The organism is Flavobacterium sp. T12S277, assembly GCF_048514875.1.
Lineage (GTDB): Bacteria > Bacteroidota > Bacteroidia > Flavobacteriales > Flavobacteriaceae > Flavobacterium.
Genome location: NZ_JBLYEG010000012.1, coordinates 86908 through 98583 on the forward strand (window position 1 = coordinate 86908; position 11676 = coordinate 98583).

General features: G+C 36.5%; 10 protein-coding genes. 6 read left to right on the forward strand and 4 right to left on the reverse strand.

The window, feature by feature from the left end:
* Window positions 1-3 precede the first annotated feature (3 nt).
* Complete coding sequence (gene xerD, locus ACN1CN_RS16845) at window positions 4-900, forward strand: site-specific tyrosine recombinase XerD (RefSeq protein ID WP_419136529.1); 897 nt, start codon at window positions 4-6, stop codon at window positions 898-900.
* 150 nt (window positions 901-1050) lie between these two features.
* On the forward strand, window positions 1051-2571 hold the full coding sequence (locus tag ACN1CN_RS16850; RefSeq protein WP_419136467.1) for a PAS domain-containing protein: 1521 nt from the start codon (window positions 1051-1053) through the stop codon (window positions 2569-2571).
* Between the two features lie 72 nt (window positions 2572-2643).
* On the opposite strand, the gene rny is transcribed toward ACN1CN_RS16850, so the two are convergent.
* The 3 genes from rny to ACN1CN_RS16865 all read right to left on the reverse strand — a co-directional run bounded on the left by rny (window position 2644) and on the right by ACN1CN_RS16865 (window position 5008).
* The gene (gene rny, locus ACN1CN_RS16855; RefSeq protein WP_264525159.1) at window positions 2644-4206 is read right to left on the reverse strand and encodes a ribonuclease Y; all 1563 of its coding nucleotides are present in this window, start codon (window positions 4204-4206) and stop codon (window positions 2644-2646) included.
* Between the two features lie 209 nt (window positions 4207-4415).
* Window positions 4416-4709, reverse strand: a complete 294-nt coding sequence (locus tag ACN1CN_RS16860) for a cell division protein ZapA (protein WP_012022231.1) — start codon at window positions 4707-4709, stop codon at window positions 4416-4418.
* Between the two features lie 8 nt (window positions 4710-4717).
* Window positions 4718-5008, reverse strand: a complete 291-nt coding sequence (locus tag ACN1CN_RS16865; protein ID WP_173965255.1) for a hypothetical protein — start codon at window positions 5006-5008, stop codon at window positions 4718-4720.
* A gap of 179 nt (window positions 5009-5187) precedes the next feature.
* Here ACN1CN_RS16865 and ACN1CN_RS16870 point away from each other — a divergent pair, with 179 nt between their 5' ends.
* From ACN1CN_RS16870 to ACN1CN_RS16885, 4 genes are read left to right on the forward strand one after another with little or no spacing between them, the layout of a single operon-like run.
* Complete coding sequence (locus ACN1CN_RS16870; protein ID WP_419136468.1) at window positions 5188-6882, forward strand: M23 family metallopeptidase; 1695 nt, start codon at window positions 5188-5190, stop codon at window positions 6880-6882.
* Between the two features lie 53 nt (window positions 6883-6935).
* The gene (locus ACN1CN_RS16875; protein ID WP_419136530.1) at window positions 6936-9353 is read left to right on the forward strand and encodes a TonB-dependent receptor; all 2418 of its coding nucleotides are present in this window, start codon (window positions 6936-6938) and stop codon (window positions 9351-9353) included.
* Entirely contained in the window at window positions 9350-9991 is a 642-nt protein-coding gene (locus ACN1CN_RS16880) for a hypothetical protein (RefSeq protein ID WP_419136469.1), read from the forward strand. The genes ACN1CN_RS16875 and ACN1CN_RS16880 overlap by 4 nt, the downstream gene beginning before the upstream one ends.
* 46 nt (window positions 9992-10037) lie before the next feature.
* A complete protein-coding gene (locus ACN1CN_RS16885) occupies window positions 10038-10760 on the forward strand; it encodes a hypothetical protein (protein ID WP_419136470.1) in 723 nt (240 codons plus the stop codon).
* Between the two features lie 186 nt (window positions 10761-10946).
* On the opposite strand, the gene ACN1CN_RS16890 is transcribed toward ACN1CN_RS16885, so the two are convergent.
* Window positions 10947-11648 carry a hypothetical protein gene (locus ACN1CN_RS16890; protein ID WP_291287552.1) on the reverse strand — a complete coding sequence of 234 codons (702 nt, stop codon included), beginning with the start codon at window positions 11646-11648 and terminating at the stop codon, window positions 10947-10949.
* Between the last annotated feature and the right edge of the window lie 28 nt (window positions 11649-11676).

Consider the following 11676-nt stretch of genomic DNA (forward strand, 5'->3'; position numbering starts at 1 on the left):
CCTATGAAATGGGATCGTTACATAAAAGATTATCAGTCGTATCTGCGCATCGAGAGAGGTTTGTCTAAAAACACTATCGAAAATTATGGTTTTGACATCGAACGGCTGTGTCTTTTTTTGGAAACGAACCGCATCGAAATTTCTCCGCTTAAAATTGATGATGAAACGGTGCAGCAGTTTATTTATGCAGTTGCCAAAGAAGTTAATCCACGCTCGCAGGCGCGAATTATTTCGGGTCTGAAAAGTTTCTTTAATTATCTGGTGTTTGAGGATTATAGAAATGACAGTCCGATGGAGTTGATTGAAACTCCCAAAACCGGAAGAAAATTGCCGGATACATTATCGGTAAAGGAAATTGATGCGCTTATTGCAGCAATTGATTTGAGCACCAACGAAGGCGAGCGCAATCGTGCAATGCTCGAAACTTTATACGGTTGTGGGCTTCGGGTTTCCGAATTGGTTACTTTGAAAATTTCGGATTTATTTTTTGACGAAGGTTTTGTGAAAATTACCGGAAAAGGAAATAAAGAGCGTTTTGTTCCTGTGGGAAAAGTGACTCAAAAATACATACAGATTTATCAGAAGGAAATTAGGGGGAATCTTAAAATAAAGAAAGGCTGTGAGGATACTTTATTTTTAAACCGAAGAGGTAATCAGCTTACACGTGCTATGATTTTTACCATTATAAAAGATTTGGCGGTGAAAATTAACCTGCATAAGAGCATTAGTCCGCATACACTAAGGCATTCTTTTGCAACTCATTTACTCGAAAATGGTGCCGACCTAAGATCGATCCAGTTGATGTTAGGACATGAGTCTATTACGACCACCGAAATCTATGTGCATTTGGACAGGAGTTTTCTGAAAGAAGTAATGTTATCTTTTCATCCTAGGAAATAATTTTTGAAGCAGGAAGTCGTTTTTAAATCAAAAAGTAATATATTGTATAAAGTTTTGTGTTAATCAGCGAATAAAAGTGATTGTTTTAACTTTTGTTTTAGCTATTGAGATCATTGTTTTAATATTTCAATCTACATAAATAAGTGATATATGGTTTTTGATTTATATGGAAATGAGAATTGCTTAGAGGTAAATAATTTTTATAAAAAATTGCTTGCCGAAATGCCGGATTTGCTGTTTCAGTTTGTTGTCGACAGCGAAAACAGGTATACTTTCCCCTTGGTCAGCAAATCAGCTGATGCCATTTTTGAGCTTAGTGTAAAGGATTTTACCGATGACATTAAATTGGTTATTTACGATCGGATTTTTGTTCAGGATCGTGATCTCTTTTTTCAGTCTTTGGTCAAAGCACGTAAGGAAGTACAGCCCTGGAATGTTGAATTTAGAGCTCTTTTGCCTAAAAAAGGAATGCGTTGGTTTAAGGTTTCGGCCAAAACCGAACGGTCTCCTGACGGACGGGTTAGTTTCTTCGGGCATGTTTCGGACATTACCGAGCTAAAGGATAAAGAGGAAAAGTTACGGATTTCCGAAGAACGATTTCAGTTTGCCCTGGAGGCTTCTACGGCCGGAATTTGGGATTGGAATATGGTGACCAATACGGTCTTCTATTCGTCATTGTCCTTAAAGATCCTGGAGTTGGAATCGACCGATATTTTTGATGACCCGGAACGCTGGGATAAGATTGTGCATCCCGATGATCTTCCAAAATACTATTCTGATATTCAGGAACACTTTGATAATAAGATTCCCTATTACGAAAACTACCATCGTGTAATGACATCAAGTGGCAATTATAAATGGATTTTAGACCGCGGAAAGGTTATTGAAAGGGATGAGAACGGAAAACCATTGCGTGTAATTGGTACGCATACCGATGTTTCTTTGCAAAAAGAGAAAGAATTAGAACTCTTGAAAACAATGAAATTGTACAGTGATCAAAACAGCCGTTTGGTAAACTTCTCGCATATCGTTTCGCACAATTTAAATACGCAGGCCGGAAACATAAAGTCTATTTTGGATTTTATAGATGCAGATGTGGATAAACAAACGGTTAACGAAATGTTAGAACATTTGCGAACGGTTTCTAACGATTTGAACGATACGATTGCCAATTTAACCCAAATTGTTAAAACGCAAAGTAATATCAATATTGCCGTAGCGCCTTTGAGACTTTCGGAGTATATTGAGAAAACAATTTCAACCATTAAAGGTTATGACAAACAAACAAACGTTACGATTGTAAACAACGTTCCAAAGTATCTGACGATTAATTTTAATCCGGCTTATCTGGAAAGTGTTTTGCTGAATTTTACAACCAACGCGATCAAGTATGCACATCCGGACCGTGACCCTGTTGTGATCTTCGATTTTTCGATTGAACCCGAAGGCTATAAATCGTTAAAGATTACAGACAACGGTTTAGGGATCGATTTAGCGGTTTATGGCGATCTGTTGTTCGGAATGTATAAAACCTTCCACAAACATCAGGAAGCACGCGGAATAGGCTTGTATATTACCAGAAACCAGATCGAGGCGATGAAAGGAAGTATCTCGGTAGAAAGCAAAGTAGGAGTAGGAACGAGTTTTAAAATAATCTTTAACGATATTTAGAATAGAAGAAGTAGATATAAAAAAGAACGGCTATCAAATGATAGCCGTTCTTTTTTATGAATAGTGAGAAGATTACTTCGCGATATTTACCGCTCTGGTTTCTCTAATTACAGTAACTTTTACCTGACCTGGATACGTCATTTCGGTTTGGATTTTTTGTGAAATCTCGAAAGATAAATTCGCAGCATTGTCATCAGAAACTTTTTCACTTTCTACAATCACACGAAGTTCTCTACCAGCCTGAATTGCATAGGCATTTTTTACACCGCTAAATCCGTAAGCTACTTCTTCAAGATCTTTCAAACGTTGAATATACGAGTCTAAAACCTGACGTCTTGCACCTGGTCTAGCCCCTGAAATAGCATCACAAACCTGAACGATAGGAGAAAGTAATGATTTCATTTCGATCTCGTCGTGGTGTGCTCCAATGGCGTTACAAACTTCTTCTTTTTCACCATATTTTTCAGCCCATTGCATTCCTAATAAAGCGTGAGGTAAGTCACTTTCAGTATCCGGAACTTTACCAATATCGTGAAGTAAACCGGCTCTTTTGGCTAGTTTTACGTTTAAGCCTAATTCGGCTGCCATGATACCACAAAGTTTAGAAACTTCTCTTGAGTGCTGTAATAAGTTTTGTCCGTAAGAAGAACGGTATTTCATTCTACCCACCACTTTAATAAGTTCAGGGTGTAAACCGTGAATTCCTAAGTCGATAACCGTACGTTTACCAACTTCGATAATTTCGTCGTCAATTTGTTTTGCTGTCTTGGCAACTACTTCTTCGATTCTTGCAGGGTGAATACGTCCGTCAGTTACAAGTTTGTGTAAAGACAAACGTGCAATTTCTCTACGTACCGGATCAAAGCAGGAAAGGATGATCGCTTCCGGTGTATCGTCAACGATGATTTCAACTCCCGTTGCAGCTTCAAGAGCTCTAATGTTACGACCTTCACGTCCAATGATTCGACCTTTTACGTCATCCGATTCAATGTTGAAAACAGAAACGCAATTTTCAACTGCTTCCTCCGTTCCAACTCTCTGGATCGTATTGATGATAATTTTCTTAGCTTCTTGCTGAGCAGTAAGTTTAGCTTCTTCGATTGTGTCCTGAATATGAGACATTGCTTTGCTTTTAGCTTCAGCTTTTAAGCCTTCAACTAATTGCTCTTTTGCCTCTTCAGCAGAAAGTCCTGAAATTACTTCAAGCTGCTGCAATTGACTTTTGTGTAATTTGTCAACTTCAGTTTGTTTCTTGTCTAAAACTTCAATTTTGTTGTTGTATTCTTGTGTTTTAGCTTCAAAATCGTCGTTTACTTTTTTGGCTTTCGAAAGTTCGTTTGAAACTTGCGATTCTTTATCACGTACTCTTTTTTCTACCTCTGCTACTTTTTTATCTCTTGCTAAAATAACTTGTTCGTGCTCTGATTTTAGTTCGATAAAACGCTCTTTTGCCTGAAGGATTTTATCTTTTTTGATATTTTCTGCTTCTAAATTAGCATCTTTTAAAATGGAAGCTGCTTCTTTTTTTGCGTTTTTAATGAGGTTAGAAATATTGCTTTTTTCGATAATTTTAGCAATTGCAAAACCTGCTGCAATCCCTACAATACCTGAAATAATGATCGTTATTATGTCCATGTTTGTTAAAATTTATATATAAAAAAAGCCTACATTAATTGCTTGAATAAACTCGTAAAGACAAGTTTTGAGCTAACTCACTGTTCAAGTTTCCAAGCCGAAGCATGGCATACTATAGTAGCGACGATTTGCTCATTCTAAATTGTTAGTGTTGAGTTTACCAATTGTGAACTAATGTAGGCAGTATCTTAGTTGTTGTAAAAGAACGTTTAATTTTCGAGATATTGATCTAATAGCGAATTTAATCTTTTAATTCTTTCGATAGTTTCTTCACCATCGATTGCGTTATCAATTTGTTTTTGTTCGACTTGTGATGCAAATTGCAGGGCACACATCGCCAGAACATCCTGTTTATCGCGAACCGCGTAACTTTCTTCGAATTGCTTGATCATAGCATCAATTTTTTTAGAAGCACTTCTAAGTCCTTCTTCCTGAGCTGGCTCCACCGTTAACGGGTAAACTCTGTCTGCAATTGATATTTTAATTCTAAGCTTTCCGTCCATGTCGTTTTTTAATCTGATAGTTGTGCTATACAGTAATCAATTTCGCGAATTAATGAATTTATTTTAAGCTTTGTCTCTCTCTTGTTGTTGTCGCTGCCGAGCAACGAATTGGCTATCTTAAGTGTTTCATATTGCTTTTTCAAAGCTTCAATTTCTTCAGATTGTTTCTGGATAATTTGCGCAGCTTTGGTTAATTCTAATTGTAAAGCCTGATTATTATTCTCCAGGCCCTTTGATTTCTCAAAAAGCTTTTCGACTTTATATTCAAGAGTATCAATTATTTCGGCAATTACACTCATTATAAATCCTATTCATTACTTAATCCTACAAAGTTAGTATTCCTTTTTATTAATGCAATTTTTTATCGATTTTTTTACATTAAAAATAAACAAATAGATGAAATTCAATCGATTGTATTTTTGTAGCATTCTGCTCGGTTTTCGCCTCTTAATTTTTTATCTTAGCAAAAATGTTGCTTATGAGATTTTCACTGCTTAGTCTGTTTTTTTGTCCGTTTATTTTCGCACAGACCCAATATCCGAAAGATTATTTTAGTCCTCCACTTGAAATTCCGATGCAGCTTTCCGGTAATTTCGGGGAGTTGCGACCGAATCACTTTCACGCGGGTTTTGACTTAAAAACAAATCAAAGAGAAGGATTAAATGTACATGCCATCGCCGATGGATATGTGTCGAGAATTAAAATCTCCACTTTTGGAAACGGGAAATGCATTTACATTACCCATCCAAACGGCTATACTTCGGTGTACGGACATTTGCAAACACCTGTTGGTCCAATTCTGGATTATGTCATGAAAACGCACTATAAAGAAAAGGCATATGAGATCGAAGTATTTCCAAAAGCTAATGAATTACCAGTAACAAAAGGTCAGCTTATTGGACTTTCGGGTAATACAGGTTCTTCAGAAGGACCGCATTTGCATTTTGAAATTCGCGATACCAAAACAGAGTTTGTTATTAATCCGATGTTTTTTGGCTTCGATAAAAACATAAAAGACACTAAGAAACCAAGTATTTCGAGTGTTTATGTTTATCCAATGGAAAATACGACTGTAAATCAGTCCAGACAGCCATTGTTGTTAAATGTTGCCCTTCAAAAAGACGGAACCTATCTGGCCAGCAAAGTAAAAGCCAATGGTAAAATAGGTTTCGGAATTTCTGCTGTAGATTATGACGATGTTTCGTTTAATAAAAATGGAGTTTTTAATGTCTCCACTTTTGTCAACGGAAATCAAAATTACAACTATCAGTTTAATACCTATTCCTTTGATGAAATGCGTTATATAAATGCGTTCATCGATTATGGAAAATATAAAAAATCAGGACAGCGGGTACAGAAACTTTTCATGAAAACACCCTATGCGTTGAGTATTATTAAGACCGATTCGTTACGTGGCGTGGTTTCGGCTGAGCCAAATTTAACTTCGAGTTATCGAATTGAGGTTTCAGATTATTTTGGGAATTTAAGTGCGGTTACCGTTCCAATTGAGTACGACACCGCAACACCAATCGTAAAAGAGGAGCCTGTAACATCGAAATATTTTATCAAAGTCAATAAAGATTCGAATTTTGAAAAAGACAATATGTCTGTGTTTTTTCCGGCTGGAACTTTTTATGACGATTTTAATTTAAACTTTGATGTTAAAAATAATCGCATTCATATTCATGACGATACTGTTCCGGTGCATTCTAATTTTACTATTACCATTAAAGACAATTCGTTTCCGGAAGCCTTAAAGGACAAACTTTTTATTGGAAGATTTAGCGGAAACAACGCCAGTTATAATGGAACGCTACGAAAAGGAGATGTTTTTACGGCCAAGTCAAAAATATTAGGACAATATGGTTTGGTCTTAGATACCATTGCGCCAACCATTAAAATCGCAAAGCCAATTCAGGACAAGTGGATTACCGGAACGAAAAAAATTGAATTTACCATTAATGATGCTTCTTCGGGAATCAAATCGTATAACGGTTATTTAAACGGAAATTGGATTTTGTTTGAATATGAAAGTAAAACGAGAAAAATTACCCATACTTTTGATGATACCCTTGTGGCAGAAGGGGCAAATGATTTAAAAATAGAAGTGATTGATAATGTAGGAAATTCTGCTATCTTTGAAACTCATTTTTTTAGAAGCCAACAAAAATAAAACCAAAGCATTTGAATCAAAGTAAGTTAATAGCCGTTTTTCTTTTTTTATGCATGAGCAGTATTTCATTTGCTCAGAAGGCTCATGTGAAAGGTATAATTCTGGACAGCGAGAATCATCCTGTTGCGGGCGTAAATATTAGCGCTTCCGGGAATGTTTCACAATCCGATTCAAATGGTTTTTATGAAATCATTGTGCCGTCAGAGAAAAAGATCTCTTTGATTTTTACGCACGTCTCTCTAAAAATGATGAGTCTGACAGTGCATTTGATATCCAATGAAGTTTTTGTTTTCAATCCTCTAATGAGCAGTTCGGAAGAACAAATGGGAGAAGTTTTTGTTTCTTCTAAGAATAAAAAAAGGGTGCAGGGGATCACCAATGTAGATGTTGCCACCATAAAGAAAATTCCCGGAGCCAATGCCGGAATCGAAAATATATTAAAAACACTGCCTGGTGTAAATTCAAATAATGAACTGAGTTCTCAATATGCTGTTCGTGGTGGAAATTACGATGAAAATCTGGTGTATGTCAATGAGGTAGAAGTCTACCGTCCGTTTTTAATTCGCTCGGGACAACAGGAGGGACTGAGTTTTACCAATACAGATCTTGTACAAAATGTCGACTTTTCGGCTGGAGGATTTCAGGCAAAATTTGGCGATAAACTTTCCTCTGTTTTAGATATTACGTACCGAAAACCAACTCAGTTTGGTGCTTCTCTCGAAGCTAGTTTACTGGGTGGAAGTATGTCGGTTGACGCGGTTTCCAAAAATAAAAAATGGTCAGCCGTAACCGGTGTTCGTTACCGAAACAACAGTTTACTGGTGAATAGTCAGGATACACAAACCAATTATACACCGACTTTTGCTGACATTCAAACGAATATTAATTATGATATTTCTGCAAAATGGCAGCTTAGTTTCTTAGGGAATATTTCTCAAAACAAATATTTGTATCAGCCTTTGACGCGCGAAACAAAATTCGGAACCATTGATCAGCCTATGGCGCTGGCGGTGTATTATGAAGGTAAAGAGCGCGATCGCTACAATACTTATTTTGGTGCCCTGAAAACGACTTACAAAGTTTCTCCGAGTCTGACTTTAAAATTCATAGGTTCTCTTTTTCATACCGTAGAGCAGGAGCATTTTGATATACTGGCACAATATCGCCTGGGAACTATAGAAAATGAAGAGACTTCAAATGTTGATTTTACGCGTGGAATAGGTTCACAGTTGAGTCACGCCCGAAATGATCTGGATGCTTTGATTGCAAATGCAGAGATCAAAGGTTTTAAAGAATGGAAAAATGACAGCCAGTTGGAATTTGGTTTGAAATATACCCGCGAATCTATCCGCGATCGAATTAACGAGTGGGAGATGATCGATTCGGCAGGGTTTTCGATCAATCCACCGATTGCTTTTTTACCTAAAAACAGTCAGCACTACACACCTTATACCGGGCCGTTATTGCCCTATCAGGATGTGCGGGCAACAAACTTTAATACCATAAACCGATTTTCGGGCTATGCGCAGTATAATAAAAAAGCCGAAATTGGATCCAGTCAGGTTTGGTACCATCTGGGGGCTCGTTTTCAGAGCTGGAATGTTTCCGGAGCCGCTGTAGAGGGTAAAAATCAAACCGTTTTTAGTCCACGCGCCCAGTTTACTTTAAAACCGGATTGGGATATGGATATGGTTTTCCGACTTTCGGGAGGACTTTATCATCAGCCGCCTTTTTACCGTGAACTACGAGATTTAAAGGGCGTTGTAAATCCAAACGTCAAAGCGCAGGAATCGGTTCATATTGTTTTGGGGAATGATTACAATTTTAAAATATGGAACCGTCCTTTCAAATGGGTGACGGAACTTTATTATAAATCACTTTCAGATGTCAATGTGTATTCAATCGATAATGTGCGAATCCGATATGTTGCCAATAATAATGCGAAAGCGTATGCTCAGGGAGTTGATTTTAGACTGAACGGTGAGTTTGTACCCGGAACGGAATCGTGGATTAGCTTTGGTTATTTAAAAACCGAAGAAAATTATGAAAACAAAGGTTACATCGCTAGACCAACAGATCAGCGTTTGAAATTTGCCATGTTGTTTCAGGATTATATGCCAAGTATTCCGAGTGTAAAATTATACCTGAACTTAGTGTACAATACCGGTTTACCGGGAGGAGCTCCGGCCTATTCGGATCCGTACCTGTATCAAAGCAGGCTGAACGATTATCGCAGGGCTGATGTAGGTTTTGCGAAGGTTTTTGTAGATGGCAGTACTAAAGTTGCCAAAGCAAAATGGTTGAAAAACTTTAAAGAATTGTCCGTTGGAGTTGAGATTTTTAATCTTTTCAATAATCAGAATGCGATTACCAATACCTGGGTTCGCGATGTGTATTCTAAAAATCAGTACGCAATTCCAAATTATATGACTTCGAGGGTTTTTAATGTGAAGTTGAATGCGAGACTATGATTGTAAAACGTGAAAAACGAAAGAAGATTTTTTACGTTCCGGGAATGATTTCTTTAATCTTAATTCCTTTGTTTTGTTTTTATCATTTTTATAAAGTTGATGCTTTTAAGGTTTATGGGGTGTCGGATATTTATTTAGTTCCGGATAAAGAAGAATTTGAAAAGTATAAAATTAAAGACTTAAGAAAATACAAAGATTTTATTTTTAATGGTGACAAAACGCAAGAACTAAAATTGCAGGAACTAAGGTATTTTGTTCGGGATTTAGTTAAGAAATATGATACTTTGAATGGAGCGAAAATTCATTTTGGTTCAAAAACAGATTATAATACTTTTGTAAATGTTATTGATATTTTGAAAGTAGAGAAGGTTCCAACCTGGGCTCCGTATAGAGATGATATATGTGTATTAGCGAGTGCTAAACCTAAACCAAAGTCGAAAAAAGATCGTCGGTTTTTTTGTGGGACAGCCAGGTATTCAATAGAAAATACAAGTAGAATAGAGGAAGAAAGTAAAAGAAACGTACTTGATGTTTTTCAGGCTTCTTTCCTAAAACAACAATGGGGTATATTTATAGGCTATCTCGGGTTAGTTTTTCTCAATATCTTTACACTAGTAAAATTCAATAAAACTAGATAATACAATCAAAAATACTATATTTGATATCCTAATAGAATTAGCATACATGAAAAAATCCTTAACCTATATAGCCCTGGCAATCATCGGAACACTAGTGAGTTGTAAAGATGAAGTAAAGAAACCAAAAGTAATTTACGATACAGCCAATAAAACCAATGTTGTCGCAAAAACCGATTCAACACAGATTGAAATAGCCGATTTGCCTATTCAGATGGAAGGGACAAATTATTTAATTCATCCTGTTGGGGATCTGCGCGTTTTTGAAAAAGGAACAAAAGCACGTTACGGATCTTCAAGTGTGAATGATGTAAGTTTTACAATTTCTAATTTGGGCGAATTTGAAATCACCGGTTATCTGCAAAACCTGAAATTCCAGAAAGTCGATTCAGATTCTATACGTCCTTTGACGGATAAACCAGCCCTGATTTTGACAGCTACTTATTTAAAATCGGTTGCGGATAAAACGCAAAACCAAATTATGGTTTATACTTTAGCAGACTCCGACACCAATAAAGACGGTAAAATTGATACTAGTGATATTAAAACCTTATATTTGAGTAACATCAGCGGTGAGCGTTTTACTAAAATTTCAGAAGACTTTCAGGAATTGGTAGACTGGAATTTAATCGAATCAAAAAATCGTTTGTATTTTAGAACGATCGAAGATACCAATCAAAACGGGCAGTTCGATAAAAACGATGTACTGCATTACAGCTATATTGATTTAGCTTCAAAAAAATGGGAAGTGAAGAGTTATAAGCCTATTTAAAGGTGCTAAGATACTAAGGTTCTGAGGTGCTAAGATTTTGGGACCAAGAAAAAGCCCTTTAAAAATTAATTTTTAAAGGGCTTTTTCTTTTTAAGAGGATGCCTAAAATCATTTTAATCTGTGTAATCTGTGGCAGAAATAACTCAGAATCTTAGAGCCTTAGAACCTCAGCCCCTTAAAAAAAAACTAAATCAAAATATCACTTTCTAAATCAGATTTCTCGATATCGAGATCAAATCCCAGACGTTCCGTTAAATCGATTACAAGCTTTTTATACCAGTTTTCCGATTTCGGATGGATGTATATCTTTTCTATCAGTTGTTTCAGGTCAACGTTGATTTTTAAGCCATCATTTAGTTTAATGTCGCTTTTTGAAGTATCTGTAAGAATTCTGACCTCTCTTTCGTACTGAAAACTTTTACGCTTAAATAAAAAGGGGAAGAATAAATCATCAAACGGGATGTACTCTTTTTTGTAGTCGATATAATTTACCTCGCCAATGTATTGATCGAAATTGTTTTCCGGTCTTACAGCATTCTGTAATCTTCTAATGGTAGACTGAATTGCTAAACCCTCATTGTTTTTGGTGAAAATCTGCCACATGGCAAACGATTCATATTCGTTGATGTGCCAGCTGCTTATGGCTACCTGTTCTCTATGGGTTTTGTAGTAGTTTAAAAAATCAGGATTGTCGATGGCCAGTTTTTTAATCTCTTCGAATGTCGGTTCGCTAAAAGTGCCCTCGTATTGGTCCTCAAACTTGTCAGAGCGTGACATGAATAATTTCTTAGACAATAATAAATCAAGGAATTTAGACAAGTCTAAGTATTTCCAGACAATTGTATCCGGATCATCTGGCAGTTTTATATTCGGATTGTTGAGATACATGTTTTCAGATTTAAGGGGTACTAAATAA